Origin of the sequence: Streptomyces sp. NPDC048639 (assembly GCF_043199075.1) — a bacterium.
In the GTDB taxonomy this organism is placed as follows: Bacteria; Actinomycetota; Actinomycetes; order Streptomycetales; family Streptomycetaceae; genus Streptomyces.
The window spans coordinates 551,698-570,446 of sequence record NZ_JBICVP010000003.1 but is presented as its reverse complement, the minus strand read 5'-3'; the positions used below and the strand labels follow the sequence as shown (position 1 = coordinate 570,446).

Genomic DNA, 18,749 nt, shown 5'->3' with positions numbered 1-18,749 from the left:
TTCTGGAGTGGGCGTTCAGGGCGATCAGGGCCAGCCGGTGCGGGTGGTGCGTGGGCCGGGCGCCACCGTTGTCAGTGGCGACGACTAGCCTCGCGTGCGTGGCATCCCGAATCACCGAACCCGAGCAGCTCAAGGAACTCCTCGGCATCCCCTTCACCCGCGAGCAGATGGCGTGCATCACCGCACCGCCCGCACCGCAGGTGATCGTCGCGGGAGCGGGCTCGGGGAAGACGACGGTGATGGCGGCGCGGGTCGTATGGCTCGTCGGCACCGGGCAGGTCGCGCCGAACCGGGTGCTCGGACTCACCTTCACCAACAAGGCCGCGGGCGAGTTGTCCGAGCGTGTCCGCAAGGCCCTGATCGAGGCCGGGGTGACCCCGGCGGACGGTGAAGGCGCCTTCCCTGCCTCGGTCATGGGCCCCGGCGCAGCGGACTCTCACGGTGCACCGGACTCTCACGGTGCAGCGGACTCGACTACGGCACCGGACTCGCGCGTGGTGCCCGACCGGTACGCGGCGTCGGACGCGTACGGCGGCCCCGAGGACCCGCTCGGCGAGCCGCGGATCTCCACCTACCACGCCTTCGCGGGACAGCTGCTGAAGGAGCACGGCCTGCGCATAGGGCTCGAACCCAGCGCCCGGCTGCTCGCCGACGCCACCCGCTTCCAGCTCGCCGCGCGTGTCCTTGCGAGCGCCCCCGGCCCGTACCCGGCGCTCACCAAGTCCCTGCCGGCGCTCGTCGAGGACCTGCTGGCGCTCGATGGCGAACTGGCCGAACACCTCGTCCCCGCCGACCGCTTGAGGGCCTACGACACCGGGCTGCTGGAGCGCCTGGAGGACGTGCGGCTGTCCAACGCCGAGCTGCGCAAGGCCCCGGAGGCCGCTCGGGCCCGGCTCGAACTGCTGGAGCTGGTCGGCGCCTACCGCGACGACAAGAAGCGCCGCGACCTGCTCGACTTCGGTGACCAGATCGCGCTGGCCGCGACGCTCGCGCGTACCCACCCCGAGGTCGGCCGCATCCTGCGCGAGGAATTCGCGGTCGTCCTCCTCGACGAGTACCAGGACACCTCCGTCGCCCAGCGGCTGCTGCTCGCCGCCCTCTTCGGCGACGGCGCCGGCCACCCCGTCACTGCGGTGGGCGACCCCTGCCAGGCCATCTACGGCTGGCGCGGCGCCTCCGTCGCCAACCTCGACGACTTCCCCGCCCACTTCCCCCACGCCGACGGCGCTCCGGCGCGCCGCTTCGCTCTCAGCGAGAACCGCAGGAGCGGCGGGCGCCTCCTCGGCCTGGCCAACCGGCTGGCCGCACCGCTGCGTTCGTTCCACGAAGGTGTGGAGGCCCTCCGCCCCGCCGAGGGCGCCGAGCGCGACGGCATGGTCCGCTGCGCTCTCCTGCCCACCCACGCCGAGGAGCTGACGTGGCTCGGCGACTCGATCGCCCATCTGGTCCGTACGGGCACGCCGCCCGGGGAGATCGCCGTGCTGTGCCGTACGGCGGGGGACTTCGCCGAGATCCAGGGCGCGTTGGTGGAGCGGGACGTACCGGTCGAGGTGGTCGGCCTCTCCGGGCTGCTGCACCTGCCGGAGGTCGCGGACCTGGTCGCCGTGTGCGAGGTGCTCCAGGACCCGACCGCCAACGCGGCGCTGGTCCGGCTGCTCATCGGTCCGCGCTGGCGCATCGGCCCGCGGGACCTGGCACTCCTGGGCCGCCGCGCCCGCACGCTCGTACGGCACACCGCGTCCGGCGCCGACGAGGGGGACCCCGACCGGCGGCTCGCGGAAGCCGTCGAGGGCACCGACCCGGCCGAGGTCGTCTCGCTCACGGACGCGCTCGACACCTTCCTGGTGGCCGAAGGGCCGGACGACGGGCTGCCGTTCTCCGCGGAGGCCAGAGTCCGGTTCGCGCGCCTCGCGGCCGAGCTGCGCGATCTGCGGCGCTCGCTCGCGGACCCGCTCATGGACGTACTGCACCGTGTCCTTGCCACCACCGGTCTCGAGGTCGAGCTGTCCGCGTCCCCGCAGGCCCTGGCCGCCCGCCGCCGCGAGACACTGGGCAACTTCCTGGACGTGGCGGCGGGTTTCGCCGCACTGGACGGCGAGGCGACCGTGCTCGCGTTCCTCGGCTTCCTGCGTACGGCCGTTCAGTACGAGAAGGGCCTGGACAACGCCCTGCCCGGGGGCGAGAACACGGTGAAGGTGCTGACCGCGCACAAGTCGAAGGGGCTGGAGTGGGACGTGGTCGCCGTCCCCGGGCTCGTCGGCCGCCACTTTCCGAGCGAGCAGGCGCGCGAGTCCTGGACCTCCAACGCGAAGGTGCTGCCGCACGCGCTGCGCGGCGACGCGGCCACCCTCCCGGACGTGGGGGAGTGGGACGGCAAAGGCATGGCGGCCTACAAGGCGGCCATGAAGGAACACCAGGCGACCGAGGAACTCCGCCTGGGCTATGTGACGTTCACCCGCCCGCGCTCGCTCCTTCTGGGCTCGGGACACTGGTGGGGGCCCGCCCAGAAGAAGCCGCGCGGCCCGTCGGCGTTCCTCGATGCGCTGCGCGAACACTGCGAGCAGGGACACGGGGAGATCGAGGTCTGGGCGGACGAACCGGGGGAGGGGGAGGAGAACCCGTCCCTGAAGGCGTCGATCGCCGCCGACCAGGCCTGGCCCCTGCCCCTGGACCCCACGGCCCTCGCCCTGCGCCGCCGCGCCGCGGAGAGGGTTCTGGCGCACCTGGACGAGCTGTTGGGGGCGGCGGACGGGGCTGTTCCGGGAGCTGCTGCTGAGGAGGGTGCTGCATCGGGGGGCGCTGCTGCGGGTGCTGCCTCGGGCGGGGGAGGCCGGGGTGCGGGGACGCGGGGTGACGGCGAGGGGAGCGCCCCACCGGCGCGGACCCCACCGGCGTACGACCCGGACTGGCCCCCTCCGCCGGAGATGGACGCCGAGGGGGATCCGGAGGACGAACCGGAGGACCGGGTCCTGTGGGGCCCGGATCCGGACCTGAGGGACGTGGATCCGGACCTGAGGGACGTGGATCCGGACCTGAGGGACGTGGATCCGGAGGACGGCCCCCGGGCCGGTGAACGGCATGGGGAGGAGAGCGGGGGCGAGAGCGAGGGGACCGACGGGACCGACCAGAGCGGAGACGGTCCCGATGGCTGGGACACCTGGTCCCGGACGCGTCCGTCCGCTCCGTCCGCTCCGATCGCTCCGTCCGCTCCGACTGCTGCGGTTGCTCCGTCCGCGACGGTCCTTGTGCCGGGGCCGGCGGGAGCCCCGCCCGAACCCGAAGGCGGCGCCTCCGTGTTGACGCCGGAGGAGGTTCGGGCCGTGGCCTCATGGGACCGGGATCTCGAAGCGCTCGCCGGTGAACTGCGCCGGACCCGGGCGACCGTACGGGACGTGCCCCTACCGCAGTCGCTGACCGCGTCGCAGATGCTCCGCCTCGCGGTCGACCCGGACGGTTTCGCGCAGGAGCTGGCCCGGCCCATGCCGCGTCCCCCGCAGCCCGCCGCGCGCCGTGGCACGCGCTTCCACGCGTGGGTCGAGTCGCGCTTCGAGGAACTGCCCCTGCCCTTGCTCGGCCCGGATGAGCTGCCAGGGGGCGCGGACGACCTCTTCGGGGACGGAGGAACGGAGTTCGCGGGAGCGGCGGACATCGCGGACGAGCGCGACCTGGCCGCCCTCAAGGAGGCCTTCGAGCGCACTCCGTACGCCGAGCGGATCCCGTACCGCGTGGAGGCGCCTTTCCAACTCGCGCTCGCGGGAAGGGTGATCCGCGGCCGCATCGATGCTGTGTACCGCGTGGAAGGGCGGAATGGGCAGGATGTGCGGGACCGGCCGCCGAGCGTTCCGGACGGCGGCGAGGCGTACGAGATCCTCGACTGGAAGACGGGACGCGGCCGTTCGGCCGACCCGCTCCAGCTCGCGATCTACCGCCTCGCCTGGGCCGAACAGCACGATCTGCCGCTCTCGGCCGTGACGGCGGCGTTCCTCCACGTCCGTACCGGCGAGATCGTGCACCCGCCCGACCTCCCGGACCGCGACGCCCTCGAACGCATCCTCCTGGGCGGCGCCTGACCCCACCCGGCCGTCAGGCATGCGGGGTACGGCCAGAGCAGCCGCGGGAGGCGTCCGGCAGACGTGACGGGGCGACGCCGCCCCCTTCTCGCAGCGGTGAGCGGTGAGCAGCATCCGCCTGGGTGCCTCCATGATCTGCCGGTGCGTCATCGGCGCGGCGTGACCGTGGTGTGGGCCGGCGGCGGCTCCTTGCACACCGGCCCCAAGGGGCGGGGAGGACCGGAATCCTCCGGTGAACTCCTCCGGCCGCAACCGGCGAGCGCGCGCCGGTGTTCGCCACGTACCTGCATGGATCCCGCCCGGACGGAGTCGCTTCCCCGCAGGGCGGATCTGCTTCCCGGCCGGACCGAGCGGCATTCCGCCCGACCGAGCCCTCCTTGAGCGGACCGATGGGCTTCGCCCTCCTTGAGCGGACCGATGGGCTTCCCGGCCGACCGAGCTGCTCCTGAGCGGACCGATCGGCATCCCGGCAGCCGGCCACCGCCCCGCCCCGCGGCGCGGTCATCGCAGCCCCGTCGCGCGGTACCCGGCTGCCGTGCTCGCTGCCGCACGGCCGGGGCCCTTCGTGAACCCGTCGAGGGGTTGCCGGGCGCCCGGCGGCCACCACATCCACGCGTCGGTGCCGACGCGTGGGCGGGCGCCCGGCCCGCGGCCGCACGCCTGCCGCACGCTTGCCGCATGTGTACGCGCCTGGCGCGAGCGGGCCTGTGGACAACGGTCCCGGCCGTTGTCCACAGGCCGGGAGCCGCCTCGTGCCCGGCCGGTAGGCTCCTCCGCATGAGCACCACCCCGGACAGCGCCGTCCGCGCCTACATCGACGACCATCGTGCCGCCTTCCTCGACGACCTCGCGGAATGGCTGCGCATCCCCTCCGTGTCGGCCGACCCGGCCCACTCGGGCGATGTCCGGCGCAGTGCCGAGTGGCTGGCGGCCAAGCTCGCCGAGACCGGCTTCCCGGTCACCGAGATCTGGGAGACCGGCGGCGGCACCGCAGCTGCCCCCGCCGCACCGGCCGCCGCACCCCCCGCGCCCGCCGTTTTCGCCGAGTGGCCGTCCGGAGACCCGGACGCCCCCACCGTGCTCGTCTACGGGCACCACGACGTGCAGCCGGCGGAGCGCGAGGACGGCTGGGCCACGGAACCGTTCGAGGCCGTCGTCCGGGACGGCCGGCTCCACGCGCGCGGTGCGGCCGACGACAAGGGACAGGTCTTCTTCCACACGCTCGGCGTGCGGGCTCACCTCGCCGCCACCGGCCGTACAGCCCCCGCCGTCAACATCAAGCTGCTCATCGAAGGCGAGGAGGAGTCCGGCTCACCGCACTTCGCCGCCCTCATCACCGAGCGAGCCGAGCGCCTCACCTGTGACGCCGTGATCGTCTCCGACACGGGCATGTGGTCCGAGGACACCCCGACCGTCTGCACCGGTATGCGCGGTCTGGCCGACTGCCAGATCGACCTCTACGGACCCGATCAGGACATCCACTCCGGCTCCTTCGGCGGCGCCGTGCCCAACCCGGCGACCGAGGCCGCCCGCCTCGCCGCCGCCCTGCACGACGAGGACCGCCGCGTCGCGATCCCCGGCTTCTACGACGGCGTCGTCGACCTCACCGACCGCGAGCGGGAGCTCTTCGCCGAGCTGCCTTTCGACGAGGAGACCTGGCTGCGCACCGCCCATGCGCACGCGACGCTCGGCGAGGAGGGCTACACCACCCTGGAGCGGATCTGGGCCCGCCCGACGGCCGAGGTCAACGGCATCGGCGGTGGCTACCAAGGCCCCGGCGGCAAGACGATCGTGCCCTCCACCGCCCAGCTCAAGCTGTCGTTCCGGCTGGTCGCGGGCATGGAGACGGAGAAGGTGCAGCAGGCCGTGCGCGACTGGGTCGCGGAGCGGCTCCCGGCCGGCATCCGCCACGAGATCACGTTCTGGGGCGCGACCCGCCCGTGCCTGACCCCGCTCGACCACCCGGCGCTCCAGTCCGTCGTACGGGCCATGGGCCGGGCGTTCGGCCAGAAGATCCGGTTCACCAGGGAGGGCGGTTCCGGACCCGCGGCGGACCTGGCGGACGTCCTCGACGCACCGGTTCTCTTCCTCGGCATCTCTGTGCCGTCCGACGGCTGGCACGCGCCGAACGAGAAGGTCGAGATCGACCTCCTGCTGAAGGGTGTCGAAACCGCCGCCTACCTGTGGGGCGATCTGGCGGAGCATGGCCCGATCACCTGAAGCCCAGCAGCCTCGCCGCCCCGACGGCGCGCACCGCGACGCAGGCCGCGCCGGAACACCCGTCCCTCAGTGGGAGTTGGAAGCAGCCGTGACCACCTGGACCGACCACAGGGCCGTCCCGCGGATCGCCCTGACCGCGCCGAGCGGCATCGACCGCGCCGCCCACCACCGCCTCGACGAGGCCTGGCTCGCGGCCGCGTGGAGCCACCCCACGACCCGGGTCTTCGTGGTCTCCGGTGGCCAGGCGCTGATCGACGACACCACCGACGGCCGCACCGAGCTGGTCATGACGCCCGCCTTCGAGGCGCCGCCGACCGAGACCCACCGCTATTTCCTCGGCACGGACGAGGACGGTGTGTGCTACTTCGCGCTGCAGAAGGACGCCCTGCCGGGGCGGATGGACCAGTCGGCCAGGCCGGCCGGGCTGCGCGAGGCGGGCTCTCTGCTGTCCGAGCGCGACGCCGCCCTGATGGTGCACGCCGTGGCCCTGGAGAACTGGCAGCGGCTCCACCGGTTCTGCTCGCGCTGCGGCGAGCGCACAGTCGTCGCGGCCGCGGGCCACATCCGCCGGTGCCCCGCATGCGGCGCCGAGCATTACCCGCGCACCGACCCCGCTGTGATCATGCTGGTGACGGACGGGGAGGACCGGGCTCTGCTCGGCCGCCAGGTGCACTGGCCCGAAGGCCGCTTCTCGACCCTCGCGGGCTTCGTCGAGCCCGGTGAGTCGATCGAGCAGGCGGTCGTCCGCGAGGTGTACGAGGAGGCGGGGGTTCCGGTCGGCGAGGTCGAGTACGTCGGCAGCCAGCCCTGGCCCTTCCCCTCCAGCCTGATGCTCGGCTTCATGGCGCGGGCCACCGCCTCGGAGATCCACGTCGACGGCGAGGAGATCCACGAGGCCCGCTGGTTCTCGCGGGACGAGTTGCGGGCCGCGTTCGAGTCGGGCGAGGTCCTCCCGCCGTCGGGCATCTCGATCGCCGCCCGGCTCATCGAGCTCTGGTACGGAAAGCCGCTGCCCGCGGGCGTCCCGCGCTGAGGCGGGCCGCTCTCGCGGGCAGGGGTGCGGTGCGCTCGCCGGCCGGCGGGGGGTGTCGGGCCGGCCGCGGCGTCAGACGCCGATCCGCTCCTTGACCTGCGCCAGGGAGGGGTTGGGCAGCGCGGAGCCGTCGGAGAACAGGACGGTCGGCACGAGCTGGTTGCCGTTGTTGACCTTCTCGACGAAGGCGGCCGAGTCCGGGTCCTGCTCGATGTTGATCTCGGTGTACGCGATGCCCTCGCGGTCCATCTGGCCCTTCAGCCGGCGGCAGTAGCCGCACCATGTGGTGCTGAACATCGTCACCGTGCCCTGCAACGGCTCCTGCATCGTCCTCGTACTCCTTCGATCCGGGGTGTGGCGGCATGATTCCGGGGTGTGGTGGTCCGGTGCCGATGAGGGAACGCGCACCCTTCGGCGCGCATTCCCCCGAGCGTTCTCCATAAGTACGACCGCGACCCCACAGGTGTGGACAAGCATCCCGTGCGTCACGGGAGACCTGGCAGCATGGCGGGGTGACACCAGTAACGGACACCACACTCTTCCCGGCAGTTCCGGATTCGGCGGACGCAGTGCTCGACGGGCTCGACCCGGAGCAGCGCGCAGTCGCCACGGCGCTGCACGGTCCGGTGTGCGTACTGGCCGGTGCGGGCACGGGCAAGACCCGGGCGATCACGCACCGGATCGCCTACGGCGTGCGCGCCGGGATGCTCCAGCCCGCCAGTGTGCTGGCCGTCACATTCACCAACCGCGCAGCGGGGGAGATGCGCGGGCGGCTCCGCCAGCTCGGCGCGGCCGGCGTCCAGGCGCGCACCTTCCACTCCGCCGCCCTGCGCCAGCTCCAGTACTTCTGGCCGCGCGTGGTCGGCGGCGAGCTGCCACGGCTCGCCGAGCGCAAGATCCAGTTGGTCTCGGAGGCCGCTGTCCGCACCCGTATCCGCCTGGACCGGAACGAGCTGCGGGACGTCACGGGCGAGATCGAGTGGGCGAAGGTCACCCAGACCGTTCCGGAGGACTATCCGGCGGCGGCCGCGAAGGCCGGCCGCGAGGTGCCCCGCGACCCGGCCGAGATCGCCGGGATCTACGGCGCGTACGAGCAGCTCAAGCGCGAGCGGGGCTCCATCGACTTCGAGGACGTCCTGCTGCTGACCGTCGGGGTGCTGCAGGACCGGCCCGACATCGCGGACCAGGTGCGCGGGCAGTACCAGCACTTCGTCGTCGACGAGTACCAGGACGTGAGCCCGCTGCAACAGCGGCTGCTGGAGCTGTGGCTGGGCGGCCGGGACAGCCTCTGCGTGGTGGGCGACGCCAGCCAGACGATCTACTCCTTCACCGGAGCGACCCCCGACCATCTGCTGAACTTCCGCACCCGGCACCCGCATGCGACGGTCGTGAAGCTCATTCGCGACTATCGCTCCACCCCGCAGGTCGTGCATCTGGCCAACGGCCTGCTGGGGCAGGCGCGCGGCCGCGCCGCCGAACACCGCCTGGAGCTGGTCTCGCAGCGCGACGCCGGACCCGAGCCCGAGTACTCCGAGTACACCGACGAACCGGCCGAGGCCGAGGGCACGGCGCGCAGCATCCGCGGCCTGCTCGACGCCGGGATCCCGGCCAGCGAGATCGCCGTCCTCTACCGCGTCAACGCCCAGTCGGAGGTCTACGAACAGGCTCTCGCCGACCACGGCGTGCCCTACCAGATGCGGGGCGCGGAGCGGTTCTTCGAGCGCCCCGAAGTGCGCGAGGCGGGTGTCGCTCTGCGTGGCGCCGCCCGCGCCGGCGGGAACGACGCCCTGCTGGACGACGCCGTCGGTCTGGCATCCCAGGTGCGGGCCGTGCTCACCGCGCGGGGCTGGACCTCCGAGCCGCCCACGGGCTCCGGTGCCGTTCGGGACCGGTGGGAGTCCCTGGCCGCCCTCGTCCGGCTCGCCGAGCAGTTCGCCACGGCACGCACCGAGGCGGGCGCACCTGCCCCGACCCTCGCCGACCTCGTCGCGGAGCTCGACGAGCGGGCCAACGCGCAGCACGCGCCCACCGTCGAGGGCGTCACGCTCGCCTCGCTGCACTCGGCGAAGGGCCTGGAGTGGGACGCGGTGTTCCTGGTCGGCCTGACCGAGGGCACGCTGCCGATCACCTATGCCAGGACCGACGAGCAGATCGAGGAGGAGCGCCGACTGCTCTATGTCGGCGTGACCCGTGCGCGGGTCCGTCTCGCCCTCTCGTGGGCGCTCTCCCGCGCGCCCGGCGGCCGTGCGTCGCGCAAGCCCAGCCGGTTCCTGAGCGGGCTCCGGCCCGGCTCCCCGGCGGCGGCCGGCCGCACGCCCGGCGGGGCCGGCGGCATCGAGCGCGGCAGCGCTGCGAGGAAGCGCCGCGGCCCCGTCCGGTGCCGGGTGTGCGGGCGCACGCTGACCGACGCGGGCGAGATGAAGCTGATGCGCTGCGAGAGCTGTCCCTCGGATCTCGACGAGGTGCTCTACGAGCGGCTGCGCGAGTGGCGCATGGAGGAGGCCCGGACACTCGGCCAGCCGGCCTACTGCGTCTTCACCGACAAGACGTTGATGGCCATCGCCGAGGCGGTGCCGGACAGCGAGTCGGCACTGGCGTCCATCGCCGGCGTCGGCCGGCGCAAGCTCGACCGGTTCGGAGCCGATGTGCTGGCGCTGTGCGCGGGCGAGGAACTCGCCCGGGAGACCGCCGAGGACGGCCCCGAGGAAGCGGCGGAGCAGGCTCCGGATCTGCCCGCTGACGACTGATACAAACTCGTCGAGAAAATAGTTTGCGCATGCCGCAAGAATCCCCATAGCCTTCCGAGCACGGGTCAACGGACTTCTCCGAGCCGCTGATCCGTGTTGTACTGGAAGCCCACCGGACTGGTTTACACCAGTCCCCCGAGACGCCGAGAGGAGGCGAGCCCACATGATCAGCATCACCAAACTGGCCGGTCACAAGGCCGCCTTCTGCCTGTCCGGCGTCTCCGTGCTGCGTGGCACCGGTCTGTCCGGCGCTGCCGAAGCACGTCTCGTCGAGCGCGGCATCGTCGCGGTCGACGTGCGACCGATCCAGGCACCGGCGGCAGTAGCGGCGGCACAGGTCTCGGCCTATGCCCCTGCGGCCAATGGTGCCGACCTTCAGCAGACGTGGACCGGTGGCTTCGCCGCCGGCGCCGACTCTGCGGCCGAGCACCTCACGATGCGGGCCTTCCGCGGGCTCGAACCCTGGAGAGATCCAGCCTGATCGCAAGATCAGGTCGGCACCTTCCAGGGCCGCGGAACCCGAACCGGGATCCGCGGCCCTTTTCGTTGCCGGGAGACGTAAGCGTCCTTCCGCCGGCGGATTCGGAAAGCCACCCGGTACCGACCGAACACCCCGGCCCACCAGGCCGGGCCCGAACAGACGAGGAAAACCGAAGGTGCACAGTCCAGCGCACGCCCCGTCCGTCCCGCACGACCCTGCGATCCCCCCGCCCGGCTCCACGGAGGTCACCTTGACTCAGTCCACCCCCCTCACCCCGCTCACCGTGCTCGATGACGAGATCGAGCGCCTGGGCGAGCTCGTCCCCTGTCGCTCGTACGACCCGGAGGTCTTCTTCGCCGAGTCGCCGGCCGACGTCGAGTACGCCAAGTCGCTCTGCCAGACCTGCCCTCTGCGCGAGGCCTGCCTCGCGGGCGCCAAAGACCGGCGCGAGCCGTGGGGCGTCTGGGGCGGCGAGCTGTTCGTCCAGGGTGTCGTAGTGCCGCGCAAGCGGCCGCGTGGCCGCCCGCGCAAGAACCCGGTTGCGGCATGACCACCCCGGGAACGATCAACCGCCCTCGCACGCACGACCCCATGAAGCAGGTCCCCACGATGAAGCCGTCCGCCTACGAGCCGTCCACCGCCGGAACCCCGGATCGCCCCAACTCCGGTGCGAACTCCTCCCGCCAGAACAGGACCCGAGAAATGCAACTCATCCCAGAAGCCCTGGCCCGTGCCCATATGGAGGACCGACTCCACGAGGCCGAGTCCGAACGCAGGGCCTGGCGCCTGGCCACCGCCCGGCGCATGCAGCGTCGCGCCGAGCGTGCCTCGCTCCGCGCCCGGCGCGCCATCGCCATGGCCGTCATGCAGTGACCGTCCGAGCACAACGCGCTCAGCAGGTCTTCTGAACACCGCGGGACCGGTTCGCCGAACCGGTCCCGCGGTGCGTTGTGCCCGGTCGAACAGGGTCGCGGGGGTATCGTCGTCAGGTGGAACAACAGACTCATCACCCCGCGCAACAGGGTGCCGGGGACGGGGCTGTGGTGTGCGCCCGCTGTGGTGACGTCGCGCCAGAAACGCCCCCGCCCGTTACCTGGACCTGCTCCGTGGAGAACGGCAGCCGGGTCTACTTCTGCGAAGACTGCGCCCGCGACAACATCCGCGCCATCGAGGGACGGCTCGACTCCTCCTGGTGGTGAACGCGGGCCACCCGGCGGCAGGTCAGGCGCCCGTCGCCGTGCCGTCCTCCTCCAGCGCCTCGTCCTCCGTGTCCTCGGACACGAACCCCGGGAGCCAGGCAGCCAGTTCGTCGCGCAGCCGGACCGTGGCTCCCAACTGGCACAGCACGCCGATGGTGCTCAGCGTCACCCGGTGGATCAGAAGGTAGGACGGCGGCAGATTCAGCTGCCGGCCCAATTGGTGGGCGGGGGAGCGGGGATCGGCGATCCGGGCCGCCTGCGTGCGCATCCAGCTCCGTGTGAAGGTGAACTCCTCCGCCCCGGCAGGCTCGATGATCGGCAGCAGATAGTCGAGGACGGCATCCGGATCGAGTTCGATCGTCGGCTTGACGAAGCCCTCTTCGCACAGCATCCGGTACACCTCCTCGGCGTCCCCGTTGAGCGTCATGCGCAGGGCCGTGCCGATCGTCGGGGGCAGCCCGTCGGGAAGCCGGTCGACCGTCCCGAAGTCCAGTACCCCCAGGCGCCACTTCTCCGGCGGTCCGTCTTCCGCGTGGCCGACGAGCAGCCGGAAGTTCCCCGGGTGGGGATCCGCATGCAGGAGACCCGTACGAGCCGTGCCCGAGAAGAGGAAACGGGCCAGCAACTGCCCCGCCCGGTCCCGCTCCTCGCGGCTGCCGTCGGCGATGACCTCCGACAGCGGTACGCCGTCGATCCACTCCGTGATCAGCACCTGGTCGCCCTCGTGCACCACATCCGGTACGACGACATCCGGGTCGTCCGCGAATTCCTCCGCGTGCGCCCGCTGTGCCTGTGCCTCGAGGCCGTAGTCCAGCTCCTCGGAGATGCGGTCGCGCAGCTCGGCGATGAGCGGCTTGATGTCCATCCCCGGAATCAGCGGCCCGAGCATCCGGGCGAACCGGCCGAGCTGCGTGAGGTCGGACAACAGCGCCTCGCCCGCGCCCGGGTACTGGACCTTGACCGCGACCTCCCGCCCGTCGTGCCACACGGCGCGGTGCACCTGTCCGATCGAGGCGGCCGCCGACGGCTTGTCCTCGAACTCCTCGAACAACTTCCGCCAGTCCTCGCCGAGCTGCTCCTCCAGGACCGCGTGCACCGTTCGCACCGGCATCGGGGGCGCCGCCTCCTGCAGCTTGGTCAGCGCCGCACGGTAGGGACCGGCCACCTCCTCCGGCAGAGCGGACTCGAAGACCGAGAGCGCCTGGCCGAACTTCATCGCACCGCCCTTCAGCTCGCCGAGCACCTTGAACAGCTGCTCGGCGGTGCGCTGTTGAAGCTCCCGGCCCACGATCTCGGCGGACCGGCCGCCGATCCGCTTGCCGAGCCCCCAGGTGGCCCGGCCGGCGATTCCCAGCGGCAGCGCGGCCAGCTTGGCTGTACGCGTCACCGCTTTGCGGGGAAGATCCGACATTCGCCCCTCCAACTCCACTGCATCTCCGGGGAGGGCTACCCCCCGAGCCACGCCGCAGACGGCGGTTGCCCGGCCATTGTCCCGTGCGGCTCCTCCTCGATGGAGGAGGATTCCCCGTCGGTGACGTCACCGGCCCGCGAGGCGCCGCACGCGCAGCCCGGGTGCGCCGTGACCGTGCGCGACTCCCATGCCAGGTCGGGCAGTGCCAACTCCAGTCGCGCCCCTGTGCTGAGGGGAAGCCGACCGTCGAGAAAGTTCAGCGCATGTGAGGCGGCGAGTCCTGCCACCACTGTCGCCAGCGCGGTGTCGCACGCGACCGCCCCGTAGGCACTGCGCCCCGAGCGCCACTGCGCCAGCATCCGGGGCCAGGCGGACTCGCGGTCGGTCCGCTCCCGTGCCAGACACCCGGCACACGCTGAACTGCCCGGCAGTACCAGAGGCCCCACGACACCCGTGCCCTCGATCACCCCGGCGTACAGATGAGGAGTGCCCGATGCGATCAGCTCCTCGGTCACGACCGGGTCGGGCGCGTACGCCGCGAGGCCGTCGCGGGGTGCCAGCACCACCAGCTCCGTCACTGCCCCGGATGGTCGGTACGTCCCCGATGTGGACAGGCCGGACCTGGCAGCTCCACCCGAACCGTCCGCTACCGAACGCCAGGGACGCCGACCCGGCGCGGCGGCCCGCACCACTCTTCGCGCAGCCACGCTCCGCCGCTCGCCCACCGATTCAGGTGGCAGCCCGGACGGCGTGACATCCCAGGGCTCGACACAACCGCCGTCCTGTACGTCCACCTGGCCGACGCCCGAGGCCGACAAGGTCGCGGCCACCGCCGCACCGACCCGTCCCGCGCCGCGCACCTGAACCCGCACGGCCGACCGAGCGGACACGCACCGCACAGCGGCGCCCGCCTCGGGGTGCACCACGGTCAGCGATGCCAGATCCGCTCGCAGCCGGTCGGTCACCTCGGCCAGGTCCGGCCCTGCGGCCCCCGGAGAGCTGCCCGACGCCGTCGCGTCGTCCAGCAGCCCGGCCGCGCCCAGCCGGTCCATCAGCTCGTCCACCCGCGCGGGGTCCAGGCCCATCGCCTCGCCCTCACGTCTCAGCAGCGGCATGCCGCGTGTGCCGTCGAGGAGGGAGAGAAAGAGGCCGGTGGTGGTGTCCACCGGACCCAGGACCACGGCATGCGCCCCCGCGATCCCGAACTGCACGGTCTGCCTGTCACGCCAGCTGCGCCGCAGTGCGGGCTTGAGCATCGGATGCATCACTTTTCGTCCCCCGTGATGACTCGTCGTTCCCGGTCGAGCCCGCCGAACCCCACTCGGTCGTCGTCGGTCCCCACCGATTCCCTGTCGTTTTCCCGTCGACCGGATCCGAGCGCGTCGTCGCTCGATCCGGTCGGCGACCAGCATGCCTGCGCCGCCGATCGGCCGCCGAAAGTTGTCCACAGGCGGTGGGGATTAGTCATTCAAATTGCGCACACCCCCCGAGGGGCGGGACTTCCCCCACCCCCAGCGGGTAACGTCGGGGCGTGTCCGCCGACCCACTGCAGCGTGCTACGCAGCGCAGCACAGCCAGTCAGCCCTCCCGCGGCTCGGGGCCGAGCGCGGTCGAGGTGAGGAGAAGTGCCCGGCGGCGCAGAACGGTCTCCGCGTACCGCGAGGGCGACCGCACCATCGTCCTGATCCCCGCCCGGATGTCCGAGGCCGAGGAGCAGCGCTGGGTGACGGTCATGCTGGACAAGCTCGCCGCGCAGGAGAGCAAGCGGATGCTGGGCGACGCCGAACTCGCCAAGCGTGCCGAGCAGCTCTCCGACCAGTACCTCCACGGCCGGGCCCGGCCCGGGACCGTCCGCTGGGTCACCAACCAGAACACCCGCTGGGGCTCCTGCACCCCCGCCGAAGGCAGCATCCGGCTTTCGCACCGCCTCCAGGGCATGCCCGAGTACGTCATCGACTACGTACTCCTCCACGAGTTGGCCCACCTGCTGGTGCCCGGGCACGGCCCCCGCTTCTGGGAACTGCTGGAGACGTATCCGCGGACGGAGCGCGCGCGCGGATATCTCGAAGGCGTCGTCGCGGCTGACCGGCTGCCGCATCTGCCCGCTGCCCGGGCCGAGTAGTCCGCGCGGGGCCGCGCCTGTACGGGCCCGTCCGCGCGCCGGCCGGAATGCCGATGCGCCTCCGGCCCGTATCACGTGTGTACCAACCCAGATCCGGCGTCGCTCGCTGTCGCCCCCAGCGGTTAGCCTGACGCCACGCACACATTGCTCGGGATGGGGGGACGGTCTTTCGCATGTCCAGGGAATTTCAACGTGGCCACAAGGCCAAGGTCAGTGACCTGACAGCGGGGACGGATCTGTACGTGGGCGTGCAGATCTCAGGGCCCGGGCTGTCCTTCGACATCAGTTGTTTCGGTCTCGACGCCGAGGAACGGCTGTCGGACGAGCGCTACTTCGTGTTCTTCAACCAGCCGAAGTCGCCCGAGGAGTCGATCCAACTGCTGGGCGCGCAGGCGGGGGACACGGAGTCCTTCCGCGTCACGCTCGACAGCATCCCGGCGAACATCCACCGGCTCTCCTTCACCGCGGCGATCGACGGCGCCGGTCAGATGTCCCAGGTCGCGCCCGGCTACGTCCGCATCGTGGCGGGTGGCGAGGAGGTGGCCCGCTACTCGTTCACCGGCGCGGAGTTCACGACGGAACGCGCGGTGATGCTCGGCGACTTCTACCTCAAGGACGTCTGGCGGTTCGCCGCCGTGGGCCAGGGGTTCGACGGTGGGCTCGACGCCCTGCTGAAGAACTTCGGCGGTGAGGTGCTCGAAGAGGAGGCGCCGCCGCAGCAGCAAGCGCCGCAGGCCGCACCCGGGTTCGCGGCGCCTCAGGCGTCCGCACCCGCACCCGGGTTCGCCCCTCCGGCGGGCCAGCCGACCGCCCCCGCCACGCCGCCACCGGCTCCCCCCGTGCCGCAGCCCGCCGCCCCGCCTCCGGGGGCTACGCCGCCCGCGCCCGCTCCGGGTGCCCCCGACCCGCAGGTGCACGCCGCACCCACCATCGCCGCGCCCATGGCGCCCGGTCTCCCCGGCCAGCACAACCCGCCGCACGGAGGTCAGGTCCCGCCGCCGCCCGGGCAGCCGGGCGTGCCCGGCCAGTACCCCGGTCAGCAGGCGCCGTACGGTCAGCCACCAGGAGCACCGGGTGCGCCGGGAGCACCGGGAGCCCCCGGCGCGTACGGAGCCCCGGTGCCCGGCCAGGCCCCGCCCGCCCCCGGACCGCCTCCCGCGCCGCAGCCGCCCTACGGCCAGTCCGGCCAGGCGGCGCCGCCCCCGTACGGTCAGCCGCAGTCCGGGCAGTTCCCGGCGCAGGCCGCCCCTCACGGTGCGCCCGCAGCCGCGGCTGCCTCGCCGGGGCTCGGTGCGGCGCTGGAGAAGTTCCGCGAGGCACCCACAGGACAGCGGTGGACGCTCCAGAACCAGCAGCTCGTCCGCATCGACCTCGGTGCCGACGGCCAGCCCGTGCTCGCCCGCCAGGGCAGCATGGTGCTCTACCAGGGCAAGGTCGAGTTCGGCTACAAGGGCGCCGGGTTCGCCGGGCGGATCGTCGGCAACGCCACCGGTCAGGAGATGCAGCTCATGCGCTGCACCGGCCGCGGCCAGGTCTTTCTCGCCGAGAACGGCTCGCACGTCCACCCCATCGAGCTCCAGGGTGACGCGATCTGCGTCTCCGCGGAGAGCGTGCTCGCCTTCGACGAGTCGCTGCAGCACGAGGTGCGGCGGATCGAGGGCCACGGCATTCCCGGCGGAGCGCTCTTCACGATGCAGTTCCAGGGCACCGGGACCGTCGTCGTGAAGACCCATGGCGTACCGGTCGTCCTGCCGGTCACCCCGACCACGTTCGCCGACAGCAACGCCATCGTGGCCTGGTCGGCCGCCTCGCAGGTGATCATCGCCAGTCAGGTGCGGCTGCGCCGCAATGCCTACCCGGGCCACAGCGGCGAGACCGTGAACCTCCAGTTCCGCGGCGCACCCGGCAACTTCATCGTCGTCCAGCCCTACGAGGTCTGAAGGAGCCCGTCATGGACCAGACACTGATCGCGGGCTTCGCCCCCGCCCCGCCGGCCGCCCGGATGGAGAACCACGGGCGCAGCATGCTCAAGGTCGCCATGCAGAGCGGCCAGGACGTCCTCGCACGCACCGGCTCCATGGTCGCGTACGAGGGGTTCGTGCAGTACGAGCCGAATCCGCCCGCCGTCCGCCAGATGGCGTCCCAGTGGATGACGGGAGAGGGCGCCCCGCTGATGAAGTGCAGCGGCGACGGCCTGCTCTATCTCGCGGACTACGGCGCGGACGTCGTCTGCATCAACCTCGCCGGTGACTCCCTTTCGGTCAACGGCACCAATCTGCTCGCCTTCGACGCCCATCTCCAGTGGGGTGTCCAGAGGGTCAAGGGCATGGCCAAGTTCGCCGGGCAGGGACTCTTCAACGTCGGGATCTCCGGCACGGGTTGGGTCGCTCTGACCTCCCGGGGCACCCCGATCGTGGTCGACTGCGGGCGCGGCGAGGACGAGACCTATGTGGACCCGGACGCGCTCGTCGCCTGGTCCACCGGCCTGAAGATGAAGGGGAAGCGCAGCTTCAAGGCCTCCTCCATGATCGGGCGGGGCAGCGGCGAGGCGTACCAGATCGGCTTCTCCGGCCAGGGGTTCGTCGTCGTACAGCCCAGCGAGGACAGCACTGACCGGCTCCGGGCCCGGGGCTGAGGGGGAGCGAACACACCATGCAGAGCCCGCTTTTCGGCTACACCGAGAACCAGTCCCAGGACCGGTACACACTCCAGAACCCGCAGATGCTGCGGGTCACCCTCGCCGGCCATGACGACATCCTCGCCCGCAAGGGCACGATGGTCGCCTACCAGGGGATGATGGAGTTCGACGGCGAGTACCAGACCCCGGGCCAGCGCCGCGCCCGCGCCCACACCGGTGAGGGCCTCGACCTGATGCGCTGCTCGGGTCAGGGCACGGTCTTCCTCGCCAACCTCGCCCAGCACGTCCATGTCGTGGACGTGGACCGGGACGGGCTGACCGTCGACAGTGCGTACGTGCTCGCGCTCGACTCCGGTCTGCACTGGGAGGCGATCGCGGTGGACAGCCAGTTCGGCATCTCCGGGTCCGGGGCCTACAACCTCCAGATCTCCGGCCAGGGCAAGGTCGCGCTGATGACCTCGGGCCAGCCGTTGATGCTGCAGGTCACCCCCGACAAGTACGTCAACGCCGACGCCGACGCCGTCATCGCCTGGTCGACGTCGCTGCGCGTCCAGATGCAGGCGCAGACATCGTCCTCCAGCGTCTTCCGGCGGCGCGGCAACACGGGCGAGGGCTGGGAGCTCAGCTTCCTCGGCCAGGGCTACGCCCTCGTCCAGCCCAGCGAACTGCTTCCGCCGCAGAACGCGGCGATCGGACAGGGCATGGCCGCGCAGTACGGGATGGGCCAGCACGGCGCCCACGGCCAGAACCAGGGCAACATCTGGTCCAACCGCTAGATCGACGGAACAACGCGGGAAGACGGACCGGCAGGTCGGCCGCCCCGCGCGC

The 18,749-nt window shown here is 72.1% G+C and carries 15 protein-coding genes; 12 read left to right on the top strand and 3 right to left on the bottom strand.

Features of this window, described 5'->3' with window-relative positions:
- Window positions 1-98 precede the first annotated feature (98 nt).
- The 3 genes from ACGFNH_RS10780 to nudC all read left to right on the top strand — a co-directional run bounded on the left by ACGFNH_RS10780 (window position 99) and on the right by nudC (window position 7,323).
- The gene (locus ACGFNH_RS10780) at window positions 99-4,070 is read left to right on the top strand and encodes a UvrD-helicase domain-containing protein (RefSeq protein WP_393652693.1); all 3,972 of its coding nucleotides are present in this window, start codon (window positions 99-101) and stop codon (window positions 4,068-4,070) included.
- A gap of 777 nt (window positions 4,071-4,847) precedes the next feature.
- Complete coding sequence (locus ACGFNH_RS10775) at window positions 4,848-6,290, top strand: dipeptidase (protein WP_393652692.1); 1,443 nt, start codon at window positions 4,848-4,850, stop codon at window positions 6,288-6,290.
- Window positions 6,291-6,378: 88 nt separating this feature from the next.
- Window positions 6,379-7,323 (top strand): NAD(+) diphosphatase, encoded by a 945-nt coding sequence (gene nudC, locus ACGFNH_RS10770; RefSeq protein WP_393652691.1) that lies wholly within the window; start codon window positions 6,379-6,381, stop codon window positions 7,321-7,323.
- 72 nt (window positions 7,324-7,395) lie between these two features.
- On the opposite strand, the gene ACGFNH_RS10765 is transcribed toward nudC, so the two are convergent.
- Window positions 7,396-7,638, bottom strand: a complete 243-nt coding sequence (locus ACGFNH_RS10765; RefSeq protein WP_393652931.1) for a mycoredoxin — start codon at window positions 7,636-7,638, stop codon at window positions 7,396-7,398.
- A 197-nt stretch (window positions 7,639-7,835) separates the two neighbouring features.
- Between ACGFNH_RS10765 and ACGFNH_RS10760 the strand changes: the two genes are divergently transcribed.
- From ACGFNH_RS10760 to ACGFNH_RS10740, 5 genes are all read left to right on the top strand, one after another.
- On the top strand, window positions 7,836-10,070 hold the full coding sequence (locus tag ACGFNH_RS10760; protein ID WP_393652690.1) for an ATP-dependent DNA helicase UvrD2: 2,235 nt from the start codon (window positions 7,836-7,838) through the stop codon (window positions 10,068-10,070).
- Window positions 10,071-10,233: 163 nt separating this feature from the next.
- Window positions 10,234-10,551, top strand: coding sequence for a hypothetical protein (locus ACGFNH_RS10755; RefSeq protein ID WP_393652689.1), 318 nt, complete (start codon window positions 10,234-10,236; stop codon window positions 10,549-10,551).
- Between the two features lie 175 nt (window positions 10,552-10,726).
- Window positions 10,727-11,101 (top strand): WhiB family transcriptional regulator, encoded by a 375-nt coding sequence (locus tag ACGFNH_RS10750; RefSeq protein ID WP_393652688.1) that lies wholly within the window; start codon window positions 10,727-10,729, stop codon window positions 11,099-11,101.
- Window positions 11,098-11,424, top strand: coding sequence for a hypothetical protein (locus ACGFNH_RS10745; protein WP_393652687.1), 327 nt, complete (start codon window positions 11,098-11,100; stop codon window positions 11,422-11,424). The genes ACGFNH_RS10750 and ACGFNH_RS10745 overlap by 4 nt, the downstream gene beginning before the upstream one ends.
- Window positions 11,425-11,540: 116 nt before the next feature.
- On the top strand, window positions 11,541-11,750 hold the full coding sequence (locus ACGFNH_RS10740; protein ID WP_393652686.1) for a hypothetical protein: 210 nt from the start codon (window positions 11,541-11,543) through the stop codon (window positions 11,748-11,750).
- A gap of 22 nt (window positions 11,751-11,772) precedes the next feature.
- Here ACGFNH_RS10740 and ACGFNH_RS10735 read toward each other — a convergent pair whose 3' ends face one another.
- Together ACGFNH_RS10735 and ACGFNH_RS10730 are read right to left on the bottom strand one after the other, a co-directional pair.
- Entirely contained in the window at window positions 11,773-13,161 is a 1,389-nt protein-coding gene (locus ACGFNH_RS10735) for an ABC1 kinase family protein (protein WP_393652685.1), read from the bottom strand.
- Between the two features lie 35 nt (window positions 13,162-13,196).
- Window positions 13,197-14,426 carry a ThiF family adenylyltransferase gene (locus tag ACGFNH_RS10730; protein WP_393652684.1) on the bottom strand — a complete coding sequence of 410 codons (1,230 nt, stop codon included), beginning with the start codon at window positions 14,424-14,426 and terminating at the stop codon, window positions 13,197-13,199.
- Window positions 14,427-14,692: 266 nt separating this feature from the next.
- Between ACGFNH_RS10730 and ACGFNH_RS10725 the strand changes: the two genes are divergently transcribed.
- From ACGFNH_RS10725 to ACGFNH_RS10710, 4 genes are all read left to right on the top strand, one after another.
- Entirely contained in the window at window positions 14,693-15,283 is a 591-nt protein-coding gene (locus ACGFNH_RS10725) for a M48 family metallopeptidase (RefSeq protein WP_393652683.1), read from the top strand.
- Between the two features lie 173 nt (window positions 15,284-15,456).
- Window positions 15,457-17,223 (top strand): TerD family protein, encoded by a 1,767-nt coding sequence (locus ACGFNH_RS10720; RefSeq protein ID WP_393652682.1) that lies wholly within the window; start codon window positions 15,457-15,459, stop codon window positions 17,221-17,223.
- 11 nt (window positions 17,224-17,234) lie between these two features.
- Window positions 17,235-17,918, top strand: a complete 684-nt coding sequence (locus tag ACGFNH_RS10715; RefSeq protein WP_393652681.1) for an AIM24 family protein — start codon at window positions 17,235-17,237, stop codon at window positions 17,916-17,918.
- A gap of 17 nt (window positions 17,919-17,935) precedes the next feature.
- Window positions 17,936-18,697: an AIM24 family protein gene (locus ACGFNH_RS10710; protein ID WP_393652680.1), complete on the top strand. Its 762-nt coding sequence runs from the start codon at window positions 17,936-17,938 to the stop codon at window positions 18,695-18,697.
- Window positions 18,698-18,749 lie beyond the last annotated feature (52 nt).